The sequence below is a fragment of the Lysobacter concretionis Ko07 = DSM 16239 genome (assembly GCF_000768345.1).
Taxonomy (GTDB): Bacteria; Pseudomonadota; Gammaproteobacteria; order Xanthomonadales; family Xanthomonadaceae; genus Novilysobacter; species Novilysobacter concretionis.
This window is the reverse complement of sequence record NZ_AVPS01000004.1, coordinates 37,307-63,906: the sequence shown is the minus strand read 5'-3', so window position 1 is coordinate 63,906 and position 26,600 is coordinate 37,307. Positions and strand designations below refer to the sequence as shown.

Annotated in this window: 22 protein-coding genes and 1 tRNA gene; 8 read left to right on the top strand and 15 right to left on the bottom strand. The window is 66.8% G+C overall.

Going from position 1 to position 26,600, the window contains the following annotated elements:
* Nucleotides 1-13 precede the first annotated feature (13 nt).
* Nucleotides 14-1,903 (bottom strand): HAL/PAL/TAL family ammonia-lyase, encoded by a 1,890-nt coding sequence (locus N792_RS04865; RefSeq protein ID WP_036193109.1) that lies wholly within the window; start codon nt 1,901-1,903, stop codon nt 14-16.
* Nucleotides 1,900-3,282: a histidine--tRNA ligase gene (hisS, locus tag N792_RS04860; RefSeq protein ID WP_036193108.1), complete on the bottom strand. Its 1,383-nt coding sequence runs from the start codon at nt 3,280-3,282 to the stop codon at nt 1,900-1,902. Before hisS ends, N792_RS04865 begins: the two co-directional genes overlap by 4 nt.
* Nucleotides 3,283-3,414: 132 nt before the next feature.
* Between hisS and N792_RS04855 the strand changes: the two genes are divergently transcribed.
* The 3 genes from N792_RS04855 to N792_RS04845 all read left to right on the top strand — a co-directional run bounded on the left by N792_RS04855 (nt 3,415) and on the right by N792_RS04845 (nt 6,149).
* Nucleotides 3,415-3,491 (top strand) — tRNA-Pro (locus tag N792_RS04855).
* Nucleotides 3,492-3,801: 310 nt separating this feature from the next.
* Nucleotides 3,802-5,250 carry a glycosyltransferase family 2 protein gene (locus tag N792_RS04850; RefSeq protein ID WP_224743854.1) on the top strand — a complete coding sequence of 483 codons (1,449 nt, stop codon included), beginning with the start codon at nt 3,802-3,804 and terminating at the stop codon, nt 5,248-5,250.
* Nucleotides 5,247-6,149 (top strand): hypothetical protein, encoded by a 903-nt coding sequence (locus tag N792_RS04845; protein ID WP_036193107.1) that lies wholly within the window; start codon nt 5,247-5,249, stop codon nt 6,147-6,149. Before N792_RS04850 ends, N792_RS04845 begins: the two co-directional genes overlap by 4 nt.
* Nucleotides 6,150-6,279: 130 nt before the next feature.
* Here the strand turns inward: N792_RS04845 and argH are convergent, their stop codons facing one another.
* The 7 genes from argH to N792_RS04810 form a co-directional block, all read right to left on the bottom strand.
* Nucleotides 6,280-7,569 (bottom strand): argininosuccinate lyase, encoded by a 1,290-nt coding sequence (gene argH / locus N792_RS04840; RefSeq protein ID WP_036193106.1) that lies wholly within the window; start codon nt 7,567-7,569, stop codon nt 6,280-6,282.
* 305 nt (nt 7,570-7,874) lie between these two features.
* Nucleotides 7,875-8,864: an N-acetyl-gamma-glutamyl-phosphate reductase gene (argC, locus tag N792_RS04835; protein ID WP_036193105.1), complete on the bottom strand. Its 990-nt coding sequence runs from the start codon at nt 8,862-8,864 to the stop codon at nt 7,875-7,877.
* Nucleotides 8,861-10,207, bottom strand: a complete 1,347-nt coding sequence (locus tag N792_RS04830; protein ID WP_036193104.1) for an acetylglutamate kinase — start codon at nt 10,205-10,207, stop codon at nt 8,861-8,863. Before N792_RS04830 ends, argC begins: the two co-directional genes overlap by 4 nt.
* A gap of 93 nt (nt 10,208-10,300) precedes the next feature.
* Entirely contained in the window at nt 10,301-11,446 is a 1,146-nt protein-coding gene (locus N792_RS04825) for an acetylornithine deacetylase (protein WP_052103489.1), read from the bottom strand.
* A gap of 174 nt (nt 11,447-11,620) precedes the next feature.
* Entirely contained in the window at nt 11,621-12,817 is a 1,197-nt protein-coding gene (locus tag N792_RS04820; protein ID WP_036193103.1) for an argininosuccinate synthase, read from the bottom strand.
* A gap of 163 nt (nt 12,818-12,980) precedes the next feature.
* On the bottom strand, nt 12,981-14,024 hold the full coding sequence (locus N792_RS04815) for an N-acetylornithine carbamoyltransferase (protein WP_036193102.1): 1,044 nt from the start codon (nt 14,022-14,024) through the stop codon (nt 12,981-12,983).
* Nucleotides 14,025-14,305: 281 nt separating this feature from the next.
* Complete coding sequence (locus N792_RS04810) at nt 14,306-14,743, bottom strand: hypothetical protein (protein WP_036193504.1); 438 nt, start codon at nt 14,741-14,743, stop codon at nt 14,306-14,308.
* A gap of 161 nt (nt 14,744-14,904) precedes the next feature.
* On the opposite strand from N792_RS04810, the gene cysS reads away from it, so the two are divergent.
* The gene (gene cysS, locus N792_RS04805; RefSeq protein ID WP_036193101.1) at nt 14,905-16,296 is read left to right on the top strand and encodes a cysteine--tRNA ligase; all 1,392 of its coding nucleotides are present in this window, start codon (nt 14,905-14,907) and stop codon (nt 16,294-16,296) included.
* A gap of 55 nt (nt 16,297-16,351) precedes the next feature.
* Nucleotides 16,352-16,804 carry a SufE family protein gene (locus N792_RS04800; RefSeq protein WP_036193100.1) on the top strand — a complete coding sequence of 151 codons (453 nt, stop codon included), beginning with the start codon at nt 16,352-16,354 and terminating at the stop codon, nt 16,802-16,804.
* 117 nt (nt 16,805-16,921) lie between these two features.
* Here N792_RS04800 and dksA read toward each other — a convergent pair whose 3' ends face one another.
* On the bottom strand, nt 16,922-18,028 hold the full coding sequence (dksA, locus tag N792_RS04795) for an RNA polymerase-binding protein DksA (RefSeq protein ID WP_036193099.1): 1,107 nt from the start codon (nt 18,026-18,028) through the stop codon (nt 16,922-16,924).
* A gap of 191 nt (nt 18,029-18,219) precedes the next feature.
* Between dksA and yidD the strand changes: the two genes are divergently transcribed.
* The 3 genes from yidD (at nt 18,220) to N792_RS04780 (ending at nt 20,942) form a co-directional block, all read left to right on the top strand.
* Nucleotides 18,220-18,465 (top strand): membrane protein insertion efficiency factor YidD, encoded by a 246-nt coding sequence (gene yidD / locus N792_RS04790; RefSeq protein WP_036193098.1) that lies wholly within the window; start codon nt 18,220-18,222, stop codon nt 18,463-18,465.
* 27 nt (nt 18,466-18,492) lie between these two features.
* A complete protein-coding gene (locus tag N792_RS04785; protein ID WP_036193097.1) occupies nt 18,493-19,860 on the top strand; it encodes a dihydroorotase in 1,368 nt (455 codons plus the stop codon).
* Between the two features lie 287 nt (nt 19,861-20,147).
* A complete protein-coding gene (locus tag N792_RS04780) occupies nt 20,148-20,942 on the top strand; it encodes a M23 family metallopeptidase (RefSeq protein ID WP_052103488.1) in 795 nt (264 codons plus the stop codon).
* Nucleotides 20,943-21,042: 100 nt separating this feature from the next.
* On the opposite strand, the gene N792_RS04775 is transcribed toward N792_RS04780, so the two are convergent.
* The 5 genes from N792_RS04775 to N792_RS04755 all read right to left on the bottom strand — a co-directional run bounded on the left by N792_RS04775 (nt 21,043) and on the right by N792_RS04755 (nt 26,419).
* Nucleotides 21,043-22,698: a sensor domain-containing diguanylate cyclase gene (locus N792_RS04775; RefSeq protein ID WP_052103486.1), complete on the bottom strand. Its 1,656-nt coding sequence runs from the start codon at nt 22,696-22,698 to the stop codon at nt 21,043-21,045.
* A gap of 189 nt (nt 22,699-22,887) precedes the next feature.
* Entirely contained in the window at nt 22,888-23,643 is a 756-nt protein-coding gene (locus N792_RS04770) for an isoprenoid biosynthesis enzyme family protein (RefSeq protein ID WP_156969299.1), read from the bottom strand.
* A 23-nt stretch (nt 23,644-23,666) separates the two neighbouring features.
* Nucleotides 23,667-24,341, bottom strand: a complete 675-nt coding sequence (locus N792_RS04765) for a phosphoglycolate phosphatase (RefSeq protein ID WP_036193096.1) — start codon at nt 24,339-24,341, stop codon at nt 23,667-23,669.
* Complete coding sequence (gene ubiG / locus N792_RS04760; protein ID WP_036193095.1) at nt 24,338-25,060, bottom strand: bifunctional 2-polyprenyl-6-hydroxyphenol methylase/3-demethylubiquinol 3-O-methyltransferase UbiG; 723 nt, start codon at nt 25,058-25,060, stop codon at nt 24,338-24,340. Before ubiG ends, N792_RS04765 begins: the two co-directional genes overlap by 4 nt.
* Nucleotides 25,061-25,081: 21 nt before the next feature.
* Entirely contained in the window at nt 25,082-26,419 is a 1,338-nt protein-coding gene (locus N792_RS04755) for a TRZ/ATZ family hydrolase (protein ID WP_036193094.1), read from the bottom strand.
* Between the last annotated feature and the right edge of the window lie 181 nt (nt 26,420-26,600).

Below are 26,600 nucleotides of genomic sequence, written 5' to 3'. Positions count from 1 at the left end.
GGGGCGACGCTTGTCAGGCCGTGCGTGCGGCCGCCAGCACGACGCCGTCGACCACCAGTTGCACGGCTGCGGCGACATCGCCATCGAGCGCACGATCGCGCTCCAGGAACGGAATACGCGCCCGGATCGCGGCGTGCGCCGCCGCCACCGCATGGCCGGGGCGGAACCCGCTCGAACCGGTCAATTCGACACGCAGCGCGTCGACCTCGGCGAGGAAGGCCTCGTGCCCCTCGTCGCCATCGCGCGGACCGCCGCCCACCTTCACCGCCAGCGCGTCCGCGTCGGCGCGCCGGGCCAGTTCGCGAGCGGCGTTGATCATGCCCATCCGCAGGTCCAGCGCCTGCGCGGCGGTGAACAGCTCCAGCCCGAGCACCTTGCCCAAGTCGTCGGCCATCGCCAGTACGTGACGCGCCTCGTTGGCGCCCATCGAGACGTGGTCCTCGGCATTGGCGCTGGTCGGGATCGAATACACCGACGCCGGCATCGCCCGGCTGGTGAGGTCGTTGACGATGGCCGCAGCGGTGTACTGCACGATCATGAAACCCGACTCGGTCGCATCCTCGTTACCGATCAAAAAGCCCGGCAGGCCGTCGTTGGTGGCCGGGTCCACCAGCTTGTTGAGCCGGCGTTCGGAGATGCTCGCCAGCACCGGGATCGACGCCTTGACGTAACTCATCACCAGCGCCAGCGGCATGCCGTGGAAATGGCCGGCGGAAATCACCTGCTGCTCGACGTGCTCGGCCTTCGCATCCGGGAACACGATCGGGTTGTCGGTCAACGCGTTGAGTTCGACTTCCAGCACCCGCGCGGCCTGCGCCACCGCATCGCGTACCGCGCCATGCACCTGCGGGATGCAGCGCAGCGAGTAGCTGTCCTGCGGCTGATGTTTCTTGCCGCCGCGGAACGGACGGAAACGGGTGTAGAACTTCTCGCGCCCGTGGCGCTGGTCCAGCGGCACCCAGTCCCAACCGATGTCGAAACGCAGCGCCTGCGCCTCCGGCGTGTCCCAGGCGCGCGGCGACCATGGCTGGAACTTCGGCACGAGGTGGTACGGAATGTCGGCCAGGGTCGAGCCGGCCAGCAGACGGCGCAGGTGGGCTGCGACCTCGACCTGCCCGGGATGCGGGCGCAGCGCATGGACCTCCTCGGCGAATGCGCCCAGGCGGCCGGCAAACGCGTCGATCGTCATCGCCGCGGCGAGATCGGCGGTATCCAGCAGGTCTTCCAGCTTCGACAGCGCGAGCACGCCGCAGGCCAGCATCTGCGCGGTGCCGTTGTTGAGCGCCAGGCCCTCCTTGTAGGACAGCGTGACCGGCGCCAGGCCGGCGCGCTTCAAGGCTTCCGCGCCACCGATGCGCTCGCCCTGGTAGAACGCCTCGCCACCGCCCAGCAGCACGATGGCCAGGTGCGACAGCGGCGCCAGGTCGCCCGATGCGCCGACCGAGCCCAGTTGCGGCACCACCGGCACGATCCCGGCGTTGAGCATCGCCACCAGCGCCTGCAACGTCTGCACGCGGATGCCCGAGTGCCCGCGCATCAAGGTGTTGATGCGGATGCACAGCATCGCCCGCACCACGTTCGGCGCGAACGGCTCACCCACACAAACCGCATGGGTGACGATCAGGTTGCGCTGCAGTTCCGCATGCAGGGTCTCGCCGGTCGGTTCCTCGCCAGGCAATGCCTCGCGCGCCCGGTGCGCGCCCAGCAGGCGATCGGCATTGCTGCCGAACCCGGTCGAAACGCCATAGATCGGTTCTTCCCGACGCACCTGCTCGGCCAGGAAGTCCGCTGCACGGGCGACCGCGGGCAACTGCTCTTCCGCCAACTCGACCTGCGCACCGTGCGCCACCGCGACCAGACCCGCGCGGGTCAGCGAGCTGCCATCCAGACGTACCGGCTTCATGCCTGCACCTCCGACTGCGCCAGCGCGGCGGCAAGTACGCGACCCAAGTCCGCGCTCGCGACCTCGAACTGGTCGGCCCGGCGCAGATCCTTGACCGTCGCGGTGCCCTTGGCGATCTCGTCACCGCCCAGCACCACCACGAAACGGATGCCGGCGCGATCGGCGTACCTGAATTGCCTGGCCAGTTTGGAAGCTTCCATCACCACCTCGGTATTAAGCCCGGCCTGTCGCAGTTCATTGGCAACCGCCAGGCAATGCGGTAACGAATCGGCCTCCATCTGGGTGACCAGCACCTGCACGGTGCTGGCGGCGGTATCGACCAGGCCGGCCTCGCGCAATTGCCAGAACAGCCGGGTCAGGCCGATGGAGATGCCGACGCCGGGCAACTTCGACTTGCTGTATTGGCTGGCGAGATCGTCGTAACGCCCGCCCGAGCAGATCGAGCCGATCTGCGGATAATCGTCCAGCGTCGTCTCGTAGACGGTGCCGGTGTAATAATCCAGTCCGCGCGCAATGGAGAAGTTCAACGCGACATCGGACTCGGGCACGCCCATGGCGCGGATCAGCTCGAGTACCTCGCGCAGTTCGCTGACGCCCGCACGCAGCGAGTCGTTGCCGTCACCGAGTGCGTCCAGACGCGCGAGCGCATCGGCATGCGAGGTGGAGCGCACTTCGACGAACTCGAGAATGCTGTCGACCGCTTCCACCGACAGGCCAAAGCCATCGCCGGTCAAGGTCTCGCGCACGTAATCCGGGCCGCGCTTGTCGAGCTTGTCGACCTCGCGCAGCACCCGCGCCTGCAACTCGCCATCGGTGACGCCCTGGGCCTCGAAGAAGCCGCGCATCAATTTGCGGTTGTTGAGCTGGATGGTGAACTTGCCGATCGCCAGCTCCGAGAACACCGCGTGGATCACCGCCGGCATCTCGGCGTCGAAGCGCACGCTCAGCGCGTCCTTGCCGATCACGTCGATATCGCACTGGTAGAACTCGCGGAAGCGTCCGCGTTGGGCGCGCTCGCCGCGGTACACCCGCTGCATCTGGTAACGGCGGAACGGGAACGCCAGGTCGTGCTCGTGCTCGGCCACGTAACGCGCCAGCGGAACCGTCAGGTCGAAGCGCAACGCCAGCTCCGGGATAGCCTCGCCACCCTGGGCCGCCTTCTCCAGCGCGCCGGTCGACTGCACGAAGTACACCTGCCGCTCGGTCTCGCCGCCGGACTTGGTCAGCAACACCTCCGACAACTCCATCACCGGCGTCTCCACCGGCAGGAAGCCGAAGCGCTCGAAGTTGCGCCGAATCTTGTCCAGCATGCGCTGGAAGGCAATCTGGTCGGGAGGCAACAACTCCATGACCCCAGGCGGCGTACGCGGCTTGATCAAGCAAGGCTCCAGTGACAACGGTCGCGAAAGATATCGCCACAGTTTAGCGGCCCAGCCGCCTTCACGCCCCAAAATGTACCGGCCCCCTTGCGCACTCCCGACAGGAGTCGCTACAATTCGCGGCTCTGCTGTCGGGGTGTAGCTCAGCCTGGTAGAGCGCTACGTTCGGGACGTAGAAGTCGCAGGTTCGAATCCTGTCTCCCCGACCAATAGATTCAAGAAGTTGACGAAAAGCCGGCCTAGAGCCGGCTTTTTTGTTGCCTTTCGCCAGGCCTCACAGGCGCTATCGCCTCGCCCTGGACTTCGCCGTGACCTGGATTCGCCGAAGTCCCGATACCGTTCGGACCAGCACTTGGCCCGAATCTTGCTGAATCCACCGAAAGGCTCTGATCCTGCTGACCAAGGGGCAACCTGCCGCACGGCAGACATCGACTTCAGCAGCAGTAATTTTGCGACAAACGTCACATTCTGACGCGACTGGAAAGCTCTTGCCGTCAATTTCCATGCCGAAGGTTTCCCATGAACCAAGAACAAGATGTTCTGCTCGAGCCGGACAACCCTCGGCTGATGCCCGATAGCGGCAGGCCGCCCCGCGCCGCCACGCCGGACACCTGTAAGCCGGCCCCACCGAGGCCTGTCGCCAAGTCAAGAGCTTATCTTCCGGTCAGGCTCAAGTTCACTATCGCCCTGCTGGCCGGCCTGGCCTGGGCGGCTGTCAGCATCCGCCTATCGTTGCCCTGGCTCGACGACCTCGCTCTTCTGGTCGGGCGGCCTGCAGCAATTTTCATCATTGCATTCATCGCCTATGTCCCCGGCTTCATGAATGCCTTCCTGATCTGCACGATCCTGCTGGATCGCCGCCCAGAGCGGAAGATCCCGGCGTACTACCCCGGGGTCACCGTCCTGGTTGCCTGCTACAACGAATCCGCGCAGATCGCCCAAACCATCATCAGCCTCGCTCGGCAGGGCTATCCGGGGGCCATGAGCGTGCTCATCCTCGACGACGGCTCTACCGACGATTCCGTCGCCCGCGCCAACGCGGCGATCGCGCAATGTCCACTGCAGGAAGGACACTCGATCCGCGTCATCCGAGGTGCAACCAATGTCGGCAAGGCGGGGGTGTTGCGACGCGGACTGGCGCAAGCCGAGCATGAATTGATTGTCACCATCGATGGCGACTCGTGGGTCTACACCGACGCGATCCAGCGGATCGTGGAGCGTTATCTCGCCGACCCGCCCGGCACTCGCGCGGTGGCTGGCTCCGTGCTGGCCCGAAACTCCCGTCAGAACTGGCTGACCCGTGTGCAGGAGTGGGACTATTTCCACGGTATCGCCGCGGTGAAACGCATGCAGAGCATGTACCACGGCACTTTGGTCGCGCAGGGTGCGTTCTCTCTCTACGACCGGCAGGCGCTGGTCGAGGCGGGCGGATGGCCGGACTGCGTGGGCGAGGACATCGTGGTTTCCTGGGCGTTCCTGGAGCGCGGCCACCGGATCGGCTATTGCGAGGACGCGATCGTTTTCACCAACGTGCCCGATCGTCTCCGCCAGTTTGCCCAGCAGCGAAAACGCTGGTCCCGCGGTCTGATCGAAGCATTCAAGAGCCACCCGAAGCTCCTCCACAAACGCAGGATGAGCCTGCTTTTCATCTGGTGGAACGTGCTGTTCCTGCCACTGGACCTGGTCTACACATTCGTGTTCATACCCGGGGTCATCGCCGCGGTATTCGGTCATTACTACATCGTCGGCATCATGACGCTGCTGGTACTGCCGTTGGCCGTGCTCTGGAACGGCTTCATCTATCGGGTCCAGCGCAGGATGTTCAAACGCCAGGATCTTCGCATCAGGCGCAACCCGTTGGGGTTCCTCGTCTACATGCTGGTCTACTCGATGATCCTGCAGCCCATTTGTGTCTGGGGCTATGTGTCCGAACTGGCCGGACTACGCAAGAACTGGGGAACAAAATGAGTCGCGCACTGCTTGCGATCCTGCTGCTCGGCGCGGCACTTCCCTTCCCGTCCGGCGCCGCATCACCGGCGGGCGGGTTCGACCTGTTCGCCTCCGACGATGGCGACGACACCAGTGTGTTGCGTACCAATCTGACCGCCTATTACCGCTACGACCATCCGGGGCAATATCGTGGACTCGCGGTTGAACGTGCGCGCATCCGCCCCCTCGGAACCGATGGCTGGTCGGAGAACCGGGTGTACTTCCGTTTCGCCGACGCCGCAGGCGATTGGAAATGGAATGGGCAAATCGGCAGCAACGGCCACACATTGCTGGGCAACGCCAGCATCGTCCGTGACATCCCGCGTCGGCAGGAATACTTCATCGAGCGCGAAGTGGTGGAAACCCGACAAGGCGAACAAGGCCTGCACGCCACGTTTGCCGGTGCCGCCATCGACCTGCCCCTCGATGCAGAGCAACGCCGGCAATTGACCTTGCTGGCCGGCATGCAGACTTTCACTGGTGACAACGTGCGGGCCCACCTCCGCGCCACCTACAGTGCCCAGCTGGTGCGCGAATGGGGGTTGAGCGCGCAGTTGCGGACCCGCGCCTTCCACAGCAGCCACCCGGGTGAGGCTGACTACTACTCGCCGCGCTGGTTTGCCGAGGCAATCCCGATGTTGCGGCTGCGCCGGTTTCACCAAGGATGGATGATGGCCGCGGGTGCCGGCGTCGGGATGCAACGCGACAGCAACTCCGATGCACGCGCCGCACGGCTGGTGGAGGCCACCATCGAAAGCCCGAAAACACCACGGCATTGGTACCTGCGCGCCAACGGTACCTACAGCAATACACCGGTCGGCGAAGGCATCAATTACGGGTATCGGCAAATCAACGTGCAGCTGATAAGACCGTTTTGACGGACATGCCGTCGACTCGGCCGGACTGCCGAAAAACGTCCGGCCCGAATTGCCTCAATAGGTGCAGACAAGTGCGGCAGGCCGGACAGGGGCAGGACCGATCCGGCAACCAGCGGTTGGACCCGTCCAGTTACGAGCCTGGCCCCAATCGCTCGCGCAGCACATCCAGCCGCAGGTCCCCCGCCGCGCCCGGCGACACGCGCGCGGCCAGGCTGGCATCGGCATCGCCCTGCTCCCAGCGCGCCGGATCAGCCGCCTGCCGGTAGGCATCGCGGAATGGCATGCCCTCGCGGGCCAGGTCGACGGCCAGATCGGTCGCATACATCGACGAATCCAGCGCGGCGCGCATCGCGTCGGGCTTCCACTCCAGGTTGCGCAGCAGGTCGGGCAGCAGTTCCAGCGCACCCAGTCCGCGGCCGAAGGCGTGGAAGATCGCGCCTTTGGTGAACTGCAGGTCGCGGTGGTAGCCCGACGGCAGCGACAGCAACTGCTCCACCTCGGTGCGGCCGGCGGCGACGCTGGCGTAGCTGGCACGCATCAGTTCGATGACATCGGGGTTGCGCTTGTTCGGCATGATCGAACTGCCAGTGGTGTACTGCGCCGGCAGCGCGACGAAGCCGAATTCGGCGCTGGTGAACAGGCTCAGGTCCCAGGCCAGCCGACGCAGGTCGAGCATCGCGCTGGACAGCGCGTCGATCGCGGCCATCTCGAATTTTCCGCGCGACAGCTGGGCGTAGGTCGCCGAGACCTGCATGCGGCCGAAGCCGAGCGCGGCGGTGGTGTGCTCGCGCGCCAGCGGCAGGTTGACGCCGTAGCCGGCGGCGCTGCCGAGCGGGTTCGCGTCCACCCAGGCCAGGGTGTCGCGCGCGCGGACGGCGTCATCGATGAACGCCTCCGCCCACGCCGACCACCACATGCCGGCCGAGGACACGACCGCGCGCTGCAGGTGGGTGTAGCCGGGCAGCGGCAATGTGGCCTCGACCTCGGCGCGGGCCAGCGCGACTTCGGCGCTCTCGCGGCACAGCGCGTGCAGGCGACTGAGCCGATCCTTCAGCCACAGGCGGGTCGCCACCAGCACCTGGTCGTTGCGGCTGCGGCCGGTGTGGATCTTTCGACCGGCGTCGCCGAGACGCTCGATCAAGCGCGCTTCGATAGCCGAGTGGCCGTCTTCGAAAGTCTCGTCAAGCACGAAGCTGCCGGCGCTGAAATCGGCCGCCAGCGCGGTCAATTCGCGCTCGATACCGGCCAGTTCGTCGGCATCCAGGATGCCGATGAGCTGCAGCCCTTGCGCATGCGCGCGGCTGGCCTGGATGTCGAACAGGAAGAACTCGCGATCCAGGATCACGTCGTCACCGGCGCAGAAATGCTGGATGCGTTCATCCACCTGCACGCCGGGTTTCTGCCAGAGGAGTCGGGTCATCGTGGGGGTTCCTGTGGATGCAGAGGCTGGGTATCGGCTGTCCGACTGGACTTCCTTCGGTCGTAGATGCGACGTGAGTCGCGAGATTACGGATGGTGGTGCGATGTACAGGTCGCGACTTACGTCGCTCCTACGGTGGAGATTGTTGCCGGTTGGTGTTTTTGTCCCACCGGACTTCCTACGGTGGGGATTGGTGTGGGACTGTTGCTTTTGTAGGAGCGACGTGAGTCGCGAACGCGCAGAAAGTCGTGCCGGTCGTGGATCCACTCCCTGCGCTACGCACATGGACCGTACATACCACCGGGTCAGCGCGCGATCCCCCGATGCGGAATCCCGGCCAGTTCATCCAGGCCAAACGCGCGGTTGAGGTTCTGCATCGCCTGGGTCGCGGCGCCCTTGAGCAGGTTGTCCTCGGTGGCGACCACCACCAGCCGGCGACCGTCGTCGGACAGGGTGAACCCGCCGATGTCGACATGGTGTTCGCCGGCGATCGCGCTGACCCACGGGGCGTCGTCGAGCACTCGCACCAGCGGCTCATCGGCGTAGCTGGCGCGATACCGCGCCCGCACTTCCTCCGGCGTGAAAGCTCGTTGCAGATGCAGGTTCGCGGTGATCGTGATGCCGCGGAAATGCGGGGCGACGTGCGGCATGAACTCCACCGGATGGCCGAGCCGGTGGCTTACCTCGCGCTCGTGGATATGTCCGGCAAGGGCGTAGGGCATCAGGTTGTCGCGCAGCTTGTCGGGGTCGTTGCGATCCGATGGCGTGGTGCCCGCGCCGGAATACCCGGAAACGCCGAAGCACTGGACTGGCCCGTCAAGCACGTCCAGCATCGGGGCGATCGCGAGCTGCATCGCGGTGGCGTAGCAGCCGGGATTGCTGATCCGGCGCTGGCCGGCGTATTCCTGCCGGGTGAGCTCCGGCAAACCGTAATACCAGCGGTCGTCGAAACGGTAGTCCGCCGACAGGTCGATGATGACCGGGTCGAGGCCGGCCGCATCGAAGGCCTCCACGTACCCCGCCGCCCTGCCATTGGGCATCGCCAGCACCACCGCATCGACGCCGAGGCCGGGCAGCCGTTCGGGACTGGGCGCGCTGTAGCGCAGCTCCCCGGTGTAGGCCTCGTTGTGGGCGGCGACGCGCTGGCCGTCGAGTTCGCGCGATGACACGAACGCCAGTGTGAAGCGCGGATGGCCGCTGACCAGCTTGATCAGCTCGGTGCCGGTATGTCCCCGCGCGCCGACCAGACCGACCGTGATAGGTGCTTCGCCCACGCCATCGCTATCGCTATTCATGCTGATGCCTCCGGATCAAGCAGGGTGGGCGCGCGCCCGGCGCAGTGGGCGACGCAACGCGCGATCTCGTCGAATCCGTCCAGTCCGTACCAGAACACCTTCCACTTCTCCTGTTTGCAATGACCGTCGGACTCCGCGTAGTAGAACGCATTGACCGGATTGCCGTGACGCGAGCGCCAGAACAGGCGCGGGTTCTGGTCGCGCATCACCTGCCATACCGCGCGACCCAGCCCTTCGCCCTGCGCCTCGTCCAGCACCGCGAACTTGTCGAGGTAGGCGTACCCGTCCTCGTCGGTCAGCACGACGGCGGCGCGGTAGTTCTCGCTCACGTAGGCGCGGAGCAGCCGCGTGCGCTCGAAGTAATCCGGCGCAAGCCGGCGACCGAAGGCCGACTCGATCAGCTCCCGCAGCCGGGGCAGGTCCAGGGCCTCCCAACGGTCCGCCTGCAGCACCTGCTCGCCGCGCCGCACCAGCGTGCCGGAGCCCTTGTGGGTGAACAGCTCCTTGGCCAGCTCGGCAGGCCGGGTGATCGACACCGACGAGGACGGCGGCAGCTTGTCGAGCAGATCCTTGACCTGCTCGATCTTCACCCGCATGCCGCCGTTGATCCACGGCTGCGCCATCAGGTGCTGGTACTCGGTCGACAGGTTGATCGAGTCGATGACCTTGCCGTCGTCGTCCAGCAGGCCGCCGGTGCCGGTCAGAAACACGATCTTGTAGGGCTGCAGTATCTTCACCAGCTCGTTGGCGGCGAAGTCGGCATTGACGTTGAGGATCTGCCCGCCGGCGGTCTCGCCCAGGCTGGCGATCACCGGGATCGAGCCGGCCTGCAGGCTGGCCTGGATCGGCGCCAGGTCGACCTTCCTGACCTCGCCGACCAGGCCGTAGACGTCGCGATCGAGGTAGTCGGCCTCGAAAACGCCCGAGACAATCGACGTCGCCCGCGCGCCACCGCGCTGCAGCGCCTCCACCAGCCGCAGGTTCTGCGCATGGAACACGCGCCGCACGACGGCCAGCGCGGCCGGCGAGGTGACCCGCAAGCCGTTGACGGTCTGCTTCCCGATGCCCGCTGCCGACAGCTCCTCGTCGAGCTGCGGGCCCGCGCCGTGCAGCACGATCGGGGTCAGCCCGACATCCTGCAGGAAGGCCAGCGACGAGGTCAGCGCATCGAGGTCGTCGCGCAGCACCGCACCGCCGACCTTGACCACCGCGAAGCGCGCCGCGTCGAGCTGCGAGAAGCGCTTCAGGTACTGGCTGATCTCCTTCGCGCTGGCCATGCTGGAAAGCAACCGCACGATGGTCTGGCGGGTCTGGATGTCGTGGTCGGACGGAAGAATGGTCATTGGGCGGGGCGTCGTGGTTGCACTTGTAGGAGCGACGTGAGTCGCGAACGCGAAGGGAATCGTGGTGTCAGCGGGTCGCGACTTGCGTCGCCCCTACGCCCCGAAGGAAGTCCCTTGGGGGACGCCGCGAAGGAAGTCCAGTCGGGCATCGGAGCCACCGCCAAGAATCCGGACGATCGACTCGCCATACCGCTGCAGCTGGTCCAGCTCGACCCACTCGTCGGCGGTATGCGCCTGGGCGATGTCGCCCGGCCCGTACACGATCGCGGTCAGGCCGGCGGCGGAGAACAGCGAGGCCTCGGTCCAGAAGTCGACGGCATTGCCGACTGGCAGTTCCAGCGCTTCGGCCAGGTCGCGCGCCTGCAACCGTCGCTCCTCCGCGTTGGCAATGTCACCGGACGGCAACGGCGGGCCGCGGAACGTCTCCTCATAGCGCTCCACCGCGCCGGCATCGACCAGCGCGCCGAGCTGCCGGTGCAGGTCGTCGATCGACATCGACGGCAGCGGTCGGAACCCGAACCGCACCTCCGCGCTGGGCGCGATCATGTTCGCCTTGATCCCGCCTTCGACGCGACCGATGTTGAAACGCAGCCCGGTCAAGCCACCGAACCGCTGGTGCGCCTGCCCTTCGACGAAGTCCAGCGCGCGGCTGCCCCAGCGCATCGCCTGATGCAACGCGCTGGCCTGCATCGCATTGGCGCCGGACGCATGGCCGGCGTCGCCCTGGAACTGCATCAGCACCGAGCTGATGCCACGATGGGCGAGCACCGCCTCGCACCGGGTCGGCTCGGCCACGATCACCTCGTTGAATCCATGCCCGCTGGCCAGGAACGCCGCGACGCAACGCGGGTCGTTGGCTTCCTCGTCGGTGCTGAACAGGAACGCCGCATCGCCGGCGGTCCGCGCCGCAGCCGCCAGCAGACCGGCCGCCGCGCCCTTGATGTCGCAGGCACCCAGACCGATCGCACGCCCGTCCGACACCCGCAGCACATGCGGATCGGCGGTCCACGCCGGCGACGACGGCACGGTATCCAGATGCACGTTGAACACGCGCGTCGGGTTGCCGCGGATCGCCAGCATCGACACCGCGCCGTCGCCGTGGTCGGTGACCTCGATCCGGAAATCCGGCAGTTGCGCGCGCAGGTAATCGAAGATGCCGCCGGTGCCGATCAGCCGCGGCGGGTTGCGGGTATCGAACGAGACGAGCGCTTCGAGGTGGCGGAGTACGTCGGGGAGCATGGCGTGAACCTGTGGTTGATGCCGGCTGGGCTTCTGTAGGAGCGACGTAAGTCGCGACCTGTACATCGTTGTGGGGCGTTCAGCGGGTCGCGACTTGCGTCGCTCCTACAGACAGATGCATGCGGGGCGCGGCAGCACATCGCGTTAGAGCTGCCGATCCGGCGGGCACACGCGCTATCGGCGGTTGACCTCGGCCCACAGCGTGCTGCTCATGCCGAACAGCTTGATGAAGCCCTCGGCCTCGGCCACGCCCCAGTCCGCCGCCTGCGCGTAGGTCGCGCCCTTGGCGCTGAGGATGTGCGGCGAGTCGATCGCCACCGCGGTGACCGTGCCACCCGTCGTTTCCAGCACCACTTCGCCGTTGACAGTCGCTTGACTGGACGCCAGAAACGCTTCCAGATCGGTCTTCAGCGGATCGTGGAAGAAGCCTTCGTACACCAGCTCGACCCACTTGCGCGCGACCTCCGGCTTGAAGCGGTTCTGCTGCTTGCTCAGCACCGCCTCTTCCAGCGCCCGATGGGCGGTCAGCAGCGCCGTCAGGCCGGGCGCTTCGTAGATGATCCGGCCCTTGAGGCCGATCGTGGTGTCGCCGGTGTAGATGCCGCGGCCGACGCCGTATTCGGCGAACAGGCCATTGAGCTTCGCCAGCAGCTCGTGGCCGGCGATGGCCTCGCCATCCAGCGCGACCGCCTCGCCATTCCGGAAGCCGATCGTCACCCGCAGCGGCTGCGCAGGCCATTGCGAACGCGGCTTGCACCAGCCGCTCGCGCCCTCGCCCGGCGCCTGCCAGCGGTCGATCTCGCCGCCGGACATGGTCAGGCCGAGCAGGTTCTCGTTGATCGTGTAGGCCTGCTGTTTGGCCCGCACGCCGAAGCCCCGGTCTTCCAGGTACTTCTGCTCGTAGGCGCGCACCTCGGTGTGCTCCTTCTGGATTTCACGGATCGGCGCGACGATCCCGTAGTCGCCCAGCGACTTCACCGTCAGGTCGAACCGCACCTGGTCGTTGCCCATGCCGGTGCAGCCGTGCGCGATGACGCGGGTGCCCAGCTCGTCGCAACGCTTGAGCGCGGCGTCGACGATCAGGTAGCGGTCCGACACCAGCAGGGGGTACTGGCCCTGGTAGCCCTCGCCCGCCCAGACGAAGGGTTTGACAAAGCCGTCCCAGATCGCCGGCCCGCCATCGACGGTGACGTGCGAGGCCACGCCCAGCTCGGCCGCGCGCTGCTCGATGAAGGCGCGCTCCTCGTCGTCCACGCCGCCGGTATCGGCGAAGACGGTGTGCACGTTCCAGCCGCGCTCCTGCAGCCAGGGCACGCAGAAGCTGGTGTCGAGGCCGCCGGAGAAGGCGAGGACGATGTCTTTGTTGGTCATTTCAAAGGTCTCGGTGAAGTCTTGGTCCCCTCTCCCGCAAGCGGGAGAGGGTTGGGGTGATGGGCTTGTATTGGTTGCCGCATGCCTTCATCCGTCCAGAACGTAGGGTGGCTCTCGACCCACCGCGCGATGAAGTCGACGGGCTGGCGGGTCAAGACCCGCCCTACGGGCTTACGGCGGCGGGGCGAGACCCGCCCTGGCTTTTGACGAGGGCGGCCATGATCGCTTTCTGCACGTGCAGGCGGTTTTCGGCCTCGTTGATCGCGATGCAGCGCGGCGAATCCATCACCGCGTCGGTCGCCTTGACATTGCGCCGCAATGGCAGGCAATGGCTGAACACGCCGTCATTGGTCCGCGCCATCTTGGCCTCGTCGACGATGAAGTGCCGGTACCGGTCGCGGATCGGCTTTTCCGGCGCCCAGTTGCCGAAATACGGCAGCGCGCCCCAGCTCTTGGCGTACACCACGTCCGCACCGGCATAGGCGCTGTCGATGTCGTGGCTGACCGCGAGCGAACCGCCGCTTTCGGCGACGTTCTGCGCCGCCCAACCCATGTAGCGCTCATCGAGGATGTACTCCAGCGTCGGGCACAACAGCGTCACGTCCATGCCCATCCGGGTTGCGATGGTCAGCGCCGAGTTGGCGACCGCGGTGTTCAGCGGCTTGGGGTGGTAGGTCCAGGTCAACACAAACTTCCTGCCGCGCAGGTCGGAGGTGCCGAAGTGCTCCTGCAGCGCCATCACATGCGCCAGTTCCTGGCAGGGATGGGTGATGGTTTCCATGTTGATCACCGGCACCGGCGAGTACTTCGCGAAACTCTCCAGCACCCGGTCCTGTCGGTCGATCGACCAGTCGACGAATTTCGGAAACGCGCGAACGCCGATCAGGTCGACGTAGCGCCCCAGCACCTGCGCCACTTCGGCGATGTGCTCCTCGGTGTCGCCATCCATCACCGTGCCCAGGTCGAACTCGATCGGCCACGCGTCCTTGCCCGGCTGCAGCACCACGGCGTGCGCGCCGAGCTGGAACGCGCCCAGTTCGAAACTGGTCCGCGTGCGCATCGACGGATTGAAGAACACCAGCGCGATCGACCTGCCCTTGAGCTGGTCGCCCAGCTTGTCGCGCTTGAACGCCGCCGCCTGCAACAGCAGCGCGTCAAGGTCGGGACGCGACCAGTCCTGGGTGTTGAGGAAGTGCCTGGGAGTCATCGCAACGGTTCCGTGGGTGAAATGTCGGTGAGATATCGGGGTTGATCAAAACGCAAAAAGCCCAGCGCGGCGGCTGGGCTTTTTCGTGTGTCACGCCTGTTTTGCGTGTGCGTGCGAACAGCTACCCGGCCGGATTGGGGGGCAACGGTCGGCGCGCGCGCGAGGTCATGCCTGCCGCCATGTAGGCGGAGGTCAGGATGTCGGCGTCGGCGCGGAGGGCAATCATCGAACGCGGATGCTCGCATGCAACGCGCCTCCCGGCAAGCACTCTGACCACGCGCTCAGTTGTCACGGATGCCGCTCACCACCGGCGTCACACCGATCCGGATCCGCAAGCGGTTGCCGGGATCGTCGGGAAGGCGCGAACGGTACTTGGAGCCCTTGTAGACATAATCGACGTCGTAGGCGATCGGCCGGTGGAACTCCTTCCGTACCGTGACCGGCTCGCAATCCACCGGCGATGGGGCGTCTTCCGACTGACGACCCAGCGCGCCCTTGACCGCCCCGACTACCCGCGCCAGGCGCGATTCGGACTCCTCGGGCGATGCCGCCGGCCTGCACTGCTCTTCCACGGCGTTGGCCGTCAACGTCTGGTAGACCGGCGTCACCCGCAGCACCTGGGCGTAGGCAAAACGGACGTTCTCCGACTGGATCACCGTGGTGTCCTGCGCCCAGGCCGGGACCATTGCCGAGGCAAACAGCAGGGTCGGCAGCAACAAGCGAAGACGGATCATCGTGTCGGGAGGCTCTATGAATGGGTGCGGCAAGTGTATTCGTCCGCAGACATGCCCGGCTGAATCGCTGCTGTCGTGCCGCCCGTCAAATGTCGGCCTGCAGCGGCGAAGGCTAGAATGCCGCAATCCCTTTGCACCGCCCCCCCATGAGCCTGCATCTATACAACAGCCTGAGCCGACGGCTCGAAGCGTTCGCGCCGACCGATCCCGCCCGCCCCACGATGTACGTCTGCGGGCCGACGGTCTACGACTACGTCCACATTGGAAACGCCCGCGGGCCGGTCGTGTTCGGGGTACTGGCCGACCTGTTGCGCCGCCGCTATGGCGCGCTCGCCTACGCCCGCAACATCACCGACGTGGACGACAAGATCAACGCGGCGGCGCGCGAACAGGGCGTGCCGATCTCGACCATCACCGACCGTTTCTCCGCCGCCTACCGTGAGGACATGGCCGCGCTGGGTGTCGCGCCGCCGGATATCGAGCCTGAAGCCACCGGTCACATCGGCCAGATCATCACCATGATCGAGCAGCTGATCGCCTCCGGCCACGCATACGTCGCGGAAGGCCACGTGCTGTTTGCGGTCGCCAGCTACGAGGATTACGGCAAGCTGTCACGGCGCAACACCGAAGACATGCTGGCCGGCGCACGCGTCGACGTGGCGCCCTACAAGCGCGATCCCGGCGATTTCGTGCTGTGGAAGCCATCCCCCGACGCCCCCGGATCCGGTCCGGGGCAGGCCCTGCCCGGCTGGGAGTCGCCCTGGGGCCGCGGTCGCCCGGGCTGGCACATCGAGTGCTCTGCGATGGCCGCCGCCCACCTGGGCGAGACCATCGACATCCACGCCGGCGGCGTCGACCTGCAGTTCCCGCATCACGAAAACGAGATCGCACAGAGCGAGTGCGCCCATGGTGGCAAGCCGTTCGCCCGCTGGTGGCTGCACAACGGCATGTTGAACTTCGACGGCGCCAAGATGAGCAAGTCGATCGGCAACATCGAGAAAATCCACGACCTCGTGCGGGCCCACCCCTCGGAAGCCTTGCGCTACGCGCTGCTGTCGGCGCATTACCGCCACCCGCTGGACTGGTCGGACGGGCTGATCGAGCAGAGCGTGCGGACCCTGGACCGGCTGTACGGAACACTGCGCGAACTGGCGGATGTCGATGCCGCCCCGGCCATCCCGGCGAGCATCGAGGCCATCCTCGACGACGACCTCAATACACCGCAGGCCCTGGCCGAACTGGCACGGATCGCCGCCCAGGCGCGCAAGGCCGTATCGGTTGACGACAAACGCCGGTTCAAGGCCGAACTGCTCGGTGCCGGCCTGGCGCTGGGCCTGTTGCAGCAGGACCCGCAGGCGTGGTTCGCCCGTGGGGCCGGCCACGATGACGATGCGCGTATCCAGGCGCTGGTCGACGAGCGCGACACCGCCAAGCAGGCGCGTGACTTCGCCCGCGCCGACGCCATCCGCAGGCAGTTGGCAGACGAAGGCATCCTGCTGGAAGACACCCCGGCCGGCGTGCGCTGGAAACGGGCGTGAGTCCACTGCTGCCCAGGCAGAAAACCGCACGAGCCCCTTTCAGACGAGCCCCACAGTGATCTCCACTCCATTCCCGCTTGAAGCCACGCCCACCGAAGCCCAGGCCGCCATCCGCGACGAATTCGCGTTCTTCGGCGACTGGTCGGAGCGTTACCAGTACCTGATCGATCTGGGCCGCAAGTTGCCGGACCTTCCGGCAGAGTGGAAAACCGAGGAGCACCGCCTGCGCGGCTGCCAGTCGCTGGTCTGGATCGTCGCAGACGGCGATGCCGGCAAGCTCGACTTCCACGCGATCAGCGATTCGGCCATCGTCTCCGGCCTGGTCTACCTGGCCCTGCGAGTCTACTCCGGCCGCAGCGCCGAGGAAATCGTATCGACCGATGCCAGTTACATCGCCGATATCGGCCTGGCCAAGCACCTCTCGCCAACCCGCAGCAACGGACTGACCGCCTTGCTGGGCTTCATCCGTGGCCAGGCCGAAGAAGCGCTGCTCGCACAGAGGCAGTGACCGGCGGCCACCCCGGGTCGGGCCCGGGGCGAGCGCTTCGCGGTGACATCGCCGGCATCATGAAAAACCCCGCCGGCGGCGGGGTTTTCGGATCACGCGATGGTCAAGGGCTGGAGGTCAATCACCCATCTGCTTGCGCAGGTGCTCCCAACGCTCCTGCGCGTCGATCGTGCGCTCGGCGGTGAGCCGGGCATCCATGCGCTCCAGACCGATTTCTTCGCCGGTGTCGACACAGAAACCGTAGTCGCCGGAGTCGACCCGCTTGAGGGTGCTGTCGATCTTGCTGATCAGCTTGCGGTAACGGTCACGGGTACGCAGTTCCAGCGAGTTCTCGGTTTCACGGGTCGCGCGCTCGGCTTCGTCGCCGACGTCACGGACTTCGTCCTTGAGGTTCTCGATGGTCTGCTTGGACTCCTCCACCAGATCGTCGCGCCACTGCAGCAGGCGCTGGCGGAAGTATTCGAGTTGCAACGGGCTCATGTATTCCTCATCGGCCGCAGGCACGTAGCCTTTGGGAACGATGGGACGACCGCTGCCTTTTTCTGTTTTATACGGCACGACTTTGACCTTGCCTCGGGACACGGGAGCTTGCGGCTTGGCGGCAACCGCCACGGCCACCTTGCCGAGCCGGCGCTTGGCAGGTGCTGCGGCCTGGGCCGGCGACGCCTTCACTGCAGGTGCGGATTTTACAGGAGTGGCTGCCTTGGACGCGGCAGTGGCACTGGTCTTTTTTACGGCCTTGCCGACAGTTGCCGGCTTGGTTGTGGCCACACTTTTCTTGGCGGTCGCCTTGGTGGCAGCAGCCGTTTTGACTGCAACCTTCTTGGCGACAACCTTTTTGACGGTGGCTTCCTTGGCGACGGCCTTCTTGGCTGCCGCCTTCTTTGCAACCGGAGCCTTGGTTGCCTTGACCGCCTTCTTTGCGGCCGGCTTCTTGTCGATGATCTTGGTTACCTTCTTGTTCGCAATTGCTGGTTTCTTCGCTGCCGCCGGTTTGCCCGGTGCAGTCTTCGCGGTCGACTTCCCGGTCGCGGCAACCTTCTTGACGGCCACGGCCTTCTTGGCTGCCGGCGCCTTCGCTGTCGCGGGCTTCTTTGCGGCAGGAGCCTTGGCCGCAGTCACTTTTCCGACCGCCGGTTTCTTCGTTACGGCCTTCTTGGCGGCCGTTTTGGAGGTCTTCTGGATGGTCTTGGCGACCTTAGTCGCGGTTTTTTTCACGGCCACGAGCCACCTGTCCTTTTTCAGTTCCCTTGTGACGGGAAAGCGCGCTGTTATACCCTGCCCCAGCACCTGCGGCAACAGCGCCACGAAATACCCGCAAGGCTTCCAGGAAGTCCCAAGGGAGTCCAGGGCGATTTTCCACCGCCCTGTGCTGGCCCGGACGTCGATCCGGATCATCCTACCTCCCATCGGTGATGCGTGCCTGCATTCGAGAACCCGTGATCGACCGTCTGCTCATCGCCCTGTTGCGCGGCTACAAACGCTGGATCAGTCCCCTGCTCGGGCCACGCTGCCGCTTTCACCCCACCTGTTCGGAATACGCGATGCAGGCGATCGCACGCTTTGGCGCGATCAAGGGCAGCTGGCTCGCCCTGCGGCGCATCCTGCGCTGCCACCCCCTGCACCCGGGCGGAAACGACCCGGTTCCTCCGCCCTCCTGACTCCCTTCGATCCCAAGGACGCCTCCCATGCCTTCGTCTGCAACGTCATCGCCTGCCACACTTGTCGTCAATGCCCGCCTCGTCAATGAAGGTCGTGAGTTCGACGGCGACCTGCGCGTGAAAGGCGGCCTGATCGTGGAAATCGGCACCGGCCTGTCCGCCCGGACCGGCGAAGTCGTGGTCGATGCCGCCGGCCGCCGCCTGCTGCCGGGCATGATCGACGACCAGGTCCACTTCCGTGAGCCGGGCATGGAATACAAGGCCGACATGGCGATCGAATCGGCCGCCGCGGTCGCCGGGGGCCTGACCAGCTTCATGGACATGCCCAACACCAGCCCGCCGACGCTCGATGCCACCGCGCTGGAGGACAAATACCGCCGCGCCGCGGGCCGCGCGTGGGGCAACCACGGCTTCTACATGGGCACCAGCACCGACAACCTGGAGGCGATCCAGCGGCTGGATCCGCGCAGCGCGCCCGGGGTCAAGGTGTTCATGGGCGCCTCCACCGGCAACATGCTGGTGGACGATCCGGAAGTGCTCGACGCAGTGTTCCGCGACGTGCCCACGCCGATCATCACCCACTGCGAAGACACGCCGATGATCGAGGCCAACATGGCTCGCTACAAGGCGAAGTACGGCGACGACATTCCCGCCGAGTGCCACCCGGACATCCGCTCGCGCGAGGCCTGCATGAAGTCGACCCAGCTGGCGATCTCGCTGGCGCGCCGGCACGGCACCCGGCTGCACGTACTGCATATCTCGACCGCCGACGAGCTGGCGCTGTTCGAGGCCGGGCCGCTGATCCGCGCCGACGGCAGCCGCAAGCAGATCACCGCCGAGACCTGCATCCACTTCCTGCGTTTCGACCGCGGCGATTACGCCGCGCTCGGCCACCTGATCAAGTGCAATCCGGCGATCAAGGACCCGGCCGACCGCGAGGCTCTGGTACGCGCGCTGGCCGACGACATCATCGACGTGCTCGCCACCGACCACGCACCGCACCTGCTGGAAGAAAAACAGCAGCCGTACACCAAGGCCCCCAGCGGATTGCCACTGGTGCAGTACGCGCTCAACGCCGCACTGGAACTGGTCCACGAAGGCCACCTGACCACCGCCCAGGTCGTGCAGAAGTTCGCCCATGCGCCGGCGCAGCTGTTCGATGTGAAAGGACGCGGCTTCCTGCGCGAAGGCTACGCGGCCGACCTGGTGCTGATCGACGACACCCCGCTGACCGTGCGTCGCGAGGATGTGCTGTCCAAGTGCGGCTGGTCGCCGTTCGAGGGCCGGACCTTCCACAGCCGGGTCGCCTCGACCTGGGTCAACGGCATGCTGGCCTGGGACGGCACCCGGCTGGTCGGATCGCCGCAGGGCCAGCGATTGGCCTTTGATCGATGAGGATGGGGAGGGCGAAGAGGAGCGCTTGCGGACCGCTGGTCCGCGCGACGACCAGCGACCGCGCCGCTGGCGCGGGTCGGACGCGAAACGTGACTGGGGCGAAGACAGGCGAAATGCTGGTTACTTCACTCATGGGGTATCACCTGCCCGCGTACCGCGGGAGTGCTTCCTCCGGGGCGTCCGCGCCGGGATCAAGTCCGAGGCAGGCCCTTCGCAGAGTCACGGCCTGCGCACTGCTGCTGGCCGCCGGCGCTGGCACCAACCTGGCGGTTGCGCATGGCGAACCCATGCCTCCGCCAGCCACGTCGGCCCCGGTTGCCCCCTCTGCAGACAGCCGCGTCGTGTTTCCCGACTCGGTGTCGCAGGGCTCGCTGGTGATCGGCAAGGTGCCCGCCGGCAGCCAGGTCCGGTACGCCGGCCGCGACCTGCGCGTGACTTCCTACGGGACAGTGGCTTTCGGTATCGCCCGCGATGAAGCCGGCCCGGTCCGTGTCGAGGTCGCGCGTCCGGATGGGCAGCGCGAAACCCGCGCCATCGCCGTCATGCCACGTGACTGGCCGATCGAACGCGTCAACGGCGTCCCCGCGAAGACCGTGCAGCCACCACCGGCGATCGCCGAACGCATCGCCCGCGAACAGGCCAGGGTCAGCGCCGCCCGTGCCCGCGACGATGCCCGCACCGGGTTCACCGAGACCTTCAGCTGGCCGGTGCGCGGACGTATCAGCGGTCGCTTCGGCAACCAGCGCATCTACAACGGCACTCCGGGATCGGCCCACTCGGGCATGGACATCGCCGCCGCCAACGGCACCCCGGTCATGGCGCCGGCGTCGGGATTGGTCACCTTCGTCGGCGACCTCTACCTGACCGGCGGCACGCTGTTGCTCGACCATGGCCACGGCATCAGCTCCAACTTCCTGCATCTGTCGCGGATGGACGTGAAGGTCGGCGATACGGTCCGGCAGGGCGATGTGATCGGGGCCGTGGGCGCCACCGGTCGTGCGACCGGGCCGCACCTGCACTGGGGCATGAACTGGCTGGACGTGCGGATCGACCCGCTGCTGGTGCTGGAGCGGAGCAAGTAACGCCAGCTCCGGCTCGAAACGACCGGTCAAGAACCACCGGCAGCCGATGCCGGTTTCCCGGCTGCCGTCTTCGCACGTCGCAGTCTTCGCGCAACGGCGTTCAGGCGGACGCGACCCGCTTCGGCAACACCGGGCTGCCGCCGCTCACGCGGTCGCGTCCCGCCGACTTGCTGGCGTACAGGGCGGCATCGGCACGCTCCAGCAATTCCGATGCGCTCTCGCCGGGAGCCAGTTCCGCAACGCCCAGACTCAGGCTGGCATCGAGTACGTGGCCATTGATCGACAACGGCCGGCAGTTGACCGCCGAGCGCAGGTTTTCCGCCACCCCGATGGCCTCCTCCAGCCGCGTGTCCGGCAGCAGCACCAGCACCTCATCGCCGCCCCAGCGACCGAACAAGTCGTAGGTGCGCAGGCGGTTGCGGGTGCGCAGAACGATGATCTTCAGGCAGCCGTCGCCAACGCCATGACCGTAGTCATCGTTGATCCGCTTGAACTTGTCGATATCGAAGAACACCACCGACAACGGCAGCCCGCTGTGGTGCGACTCCTCGACGCAGGCCAGCAGCCGCGCCTCGATCGCAGGGCGCGACATCGCTCCGGTCAGCCCGTCGAACGTCGCCAGCCGGCTGGCATGGTCGCGGTCACGTCGCAGCTGCTGCAGGGTGTCGCTCAGGCCGATCATGATCACCAGGCCCGACAGCACGAACGTCGCCGGGAACGCGTGGATCAACCAGGACGGACCGGCCCAGATCCCGAGCACCTCGCCGGTCCGGACCAGCAGCAACGCCATCATCGGCAGCCACGACAGCAACAGGAAATACGCCGGCCGATGGCGCTGCAGGCAGCCCAGCACCGCCGCCACCAGCACCACAGCCGTCGCCAGCATCAATACCAGGTTGGCGGTCACGGCGATCCATCGCGTGGCGCTGACCAGGGTGGCCAGGGTCAACAGGCCAAACACCAGGCCGCACGCGGTCAGCACCCGCGTCAGCGTTGCTTGCCGCATCCGCAGATCCAGGTAGTGGACCAGGAATACCAGGCTGGAAAGCGCGGCGATCAGGGCAAACAACCGTGGCAGACGGGGATCGCCGCCGACGTTCTCGGCGATGCCGGGCAGCATCTGGAACTCCCCGCCACTGGCGGCGAAAAAGCCGGCCTGGGCGAGCAGGGTCAGCATGAGATAGGCGTAGCTGCGCTCGCCGATCCCGATCCAGAACCCCAGCGCCAGGATCGCCAGCAAGGTCAGGCCCGCCAACAACACCGTCCTCCAGGCGACGTGGACCAGGTCCGCCCGGTGCACGTTGCCCAGCGATTCGATCGTCACCGGCATCGGCACGGCGCTGTGCGAATGCACGCGCAGGTAGATGGATTCGCCCGCGTCCACGCCCTCGGGCAGCGACACCACCAGGCCACGCGTCGAAAACCTCGGGTCCGCATCCGGCCCGACCAGTGAACGCAGCACCGGCAGCATCCGGCCCGGCGACCAGACTTCGATCCGGTTCTGGTGGGGAGTCTGCACCACCAGTTGCGGCACATCAACCGCTTCCACCCGGCGATCCACCGTGACGCGCCACCAGCGTGGCTCGTGCTGGAACTCGTGGATCCGGCTGCCACCGATCGTCACGAAATCCCTGTCGTGCTCGCCGGTGACCACGGCCATGGCCACCAGATCGGCGTCGAGCCGGGCGATGGTGAGCGTCGCAAGGTTCGAGGACGCGGCAGCGGGTGCCGACGCCGGCTCCGCCGCGAAAGACATCCACGGAAGCAGGACGAGGATCGCGGCCGCAGCCAGCCCCCGAACGCCATGAGGCCATCCCGACAAAATCGCCATCCCGCCCCCCGTAGTGCAGACATCCGCAGCATAACGGAACCCCCGGACGCAACGGGAGCCTGCCGCTGGACAGGCGGATGGTCACCAGGCCCGACCATGCGGGTCGGTCGCATTTCACCCGCGTGCGGCGCGCCAGGCAACCCGCAACGTGGTCCACGCCGACAGCGGCCGGACGGGATCCGGTTGGCCCAGACGCCGGGCTGCGAGTGCCGCCCACAGACGTCGTGGGCGGTTGCCGGCAGGCAGCGTTGGCCACTGCTTCCGCAACTCCCGCGCCCAGGCCTCACGCGGGTCGCCGCTGCCGGCCCGGGCCAGCATGTCCAGCGGCACCTGCCCGTCGCCGGGCTGGGCGAACCGGGCGTGCAGCAACGTCGCAGCAACGAGGTGTGCGTCGGTTGCGCTGGCAGACCCGGCAAACAGGATCGTTTCGATATCGGCGACTGCCTGCGCGAACGGCTCCAGGCTGGCAAACGCTTCCCGTACATCTCCCGGCCGCTCGCGGCTGTCGGCCAGGCCGGGCAAGGCTGCCGCCAACGCCTCCCACGGTGCGGGATGGGCCTGCAGCACGGTGCCCAGCGGGTGCCGGCGGGCGCCGCGCTTCCAGCCGGCCAGCTCTTCCTGCCACCAGCCCAATTTGGCCACGCCGGGGCGCGGATCGGTTCCGCCCCAGGCGGCGTCCATCAGTTCCTGCTGCAACGTCGCCCAGGCCAGTACCAGCGGGCGCTGCGCGGCAGGGACGAAGACCTCGGCCACATTCCACTCCGGCCAACGGGCACGCCACTTGTCGATGAAGTTGGCGAGTGCGGCCGGCTCGTCGTCGCGCGCATCGGCGGGGCGCTGCGCGTCTTCCGCACCATTGATGTCGTTCATGGACTGCCCTTCCTGGATGTCGCTCATCGGGTACCGGGCCATGCCGCGGCATCGGCCAGCTGGATCGGATCGTCGATCATCACATCGCCGCGCCAGTCGACGGGGTCGTCATCGGGCAGCCGATAGCCCCACAGCGCCACCACCGACGGCATGCCGGCGGCGCGTGCGGCGATGATGTCGCGTTCGTCGTCGCCGACGTACACGCAGTCCGCCGACGCGACGCCGATGCGGTCGGCGGCCACCGTCAGCGGCAATGGGTCGGGCTTGCGTGCCGACAGCGTGTCGCCGCCGATCAACACCGCGCAGCGCTCCTGCCAGCCCAGCAGCGGGATCAGCCGGGTCGCCAGGTATTCGGGCTTGTTGGTGACGATGCCCCACACGGTGCCGGCCGATTCCAGTCGCGCCAGCATCGCCTCGACGCCCTCGAACGGCGCGCCATGGCGACCGAGCTGCTGCTGGTAATGGTCAAGGAACTCGGGGATCCAGCGCTCGCGCTGGTCCGCGTCGACGTCCGGAAACGCGGCCGCCGCCATTGCCCGTGCGCCGCGGGACACCTGCGGGCGCAACTCGGCCAGCGCCATCGGCGGGCGGTCGCGCCCGGCACGCATGACGTTGATGGCCGCCAGCATGTCCGGCGCGCTGTCCAGCAAGGTGCCGTCAAGGTCGAACAGGACCGCCCTGGGAAATTTCACGGTCATTCCGGCTTGCGCGCGCAGGCCAGGTAGTTGACGTCGGCCCGCTTCGTCAACCGCGCCGCGTTGCGCCACGGTTCGTACATCAGGCCGCTGACATCCTCCAGCTGCAGGCCGGCGGCGCGCAGCCATCCGCCCAGCTCGGATGGCTTGATGAAGTCGCGGTAGCGATGCGTGCCCGTGGGCAGCAGGCGGGCGATGTATTCCGCACCGACGATCGCCAGCGCGAACGCGGCCGGGGTGCGGTTCAGCGTCGACAGGAACAGGCGACCGCCCGGCTTCAACAGCGCGGCGCAAGCGTCGATGATCGCAGCCGGATCAGGCACGTGCTCCAGCATCTCCATGCAGGTGACGGCATCGAACCGGCTTGGCATCTCGGCCGCCAGCGACTCGGCGGACTGCAGCCGGTAATCGACCTTGGCGCCGGTTTCCAGCCCATGCAGGCGGGCGACCTTGACCAGCTCGGGCGCCAGGTCGATCGCGGTGACCTGCGCGCCCTCGCCCGCCAGCGCCTCGCTGAGCAGACCCCCGCCGCAGCCGACATCCAGCACCTGCGCGCCGGCCAGGGCGACGCGTGAGCCGACATAGCCAAGGCGGGCCGGATTCAACGCATGCAACGCCTTCTGCGGGCCTTGCGGATCCCACCAGCGGCTGGCCAGCGCGCCGAACTTGTCGAGCTCGGCCTGGTGGAAGTTGTCGTCGCGCACGGTGTCGTCGGTGGTCATGTCGCCGGAACTCCAGAAAGATCAGCCGCGGATTGCGGCAATCCGCTTGCGCCACTGCTTCGCGTTGGCGATCAGTGCCGCGGTGTCGATGTCGACCAGCTCGCGTTGCCGCAGCTTCGCCTTGCCGCCGATCCACACGTCGGTGACATGGTGGCGGCCGGTCGCGTACACCAGTTGCGAGACCACATGATGCAGCGGTTGGGTCTCGACCTGCTCCAGGTCGACGCAGGCCAGGTCGGCCTGCTTGCCGACCTCGATCGAGCCGATCCGGTCATCCAGTCCCATCGCCCTGGCACCGCCCAGAGTCGCCGCGCGCAGCGCGCTGGCGGCGCTGAATACCGTTGCGTCGCCGGCCACCGCTTTCGCCAGCTGGGCCGCGGTGCGGGTCTCGCCGAACATGTCCAGGTCGTTGTTGCTGGCCGCACCGTCCGTGCCGATCGCGATGTTGACCCCCGCCTGCTCCAGCTTGCCGACCGGGCAGAACCCCGAGGCCAGCTTGAGGTTCGACTCGGGGCAATGCACCACGCTGACGCCGCGTTGTGCGCACAGCGCGATCTCGGTGTCGGTCAGCGCGGTCATGTGAACCGCGATCAGGCGATCGTTGACCAGACCGAGCCGGTCCAGGCGGGCCAGCGGCCGCTGGCCGTGCTTCTGCTGCGATTCCTGCACCTCGTGTTCGGTCTCGTGGGTGTGCAGGTGGACCGGCAGGTCGAGCTGGTCGGAGAACATCCGGATCCGCTCGAAGTTCGCGTCCGACACCGTGTACGGCGCATGCGGGACGAACGCCATCGACACCAGCGCGTCGCCGCGCCACTGGTCGTGGACCTCGATGGCGCGGTCGAAATACTCGTCGTCGGTCTTCGCCCAGGCAGTCGGGAAATCGATCACCGGCAAGCCGACGCGGGCGCGGAAACCGTGCCGCTGGTAAGTGGCGGCCTGTACGTCGGGAAAGAAGTAGTTCTCGTTGGCACAGGTGGTGCCGCCGCGCAGCATCTCGGCGATCGCCAGGCTGACGCCATCGGCCACGAAATCCGGGCCGATCACCTCGCCCTCGATCGGCCAGATGTGGCCCTGCAGCCACTCCATCAACGGCAGGTCGTCGGCGACGCCGCGCAGCAGGGTCATCGGGTTGTGCGTGTGGGCATTGACCAGCCCCGGGATCAACGCCGCGTGCGGTCGCGCCACGGTGTGTTTCGCAGCGAAGCGCGCACGCGCATCGGCAACCGGCAATACGGCGACGATCACCCCGTCGGTCACCGCGACCGCATGGTCTTCCAGCACCACGCCGTGCGGCTGGACAGGCACCACCCAGCCGGCTTCGATCAACAGGTCGCAGGGCTGGGGAATCGCATCGGTCATCTGGATCTCTCGGAAAATGTCATGCGTCGTTCCTGCGCAGGCGGGGTGGGATCAGGTGTTTGCGAGCCATCGGCCCGCGCCTGGGCGAGTGCCCCCGCGCACCGGCACCCGCCACCCGAGCGAGGTGCGCGGGGTCGCAGGGCCCATGGATGTGTGGTCCCGGATTACCGGGAAACCTGCG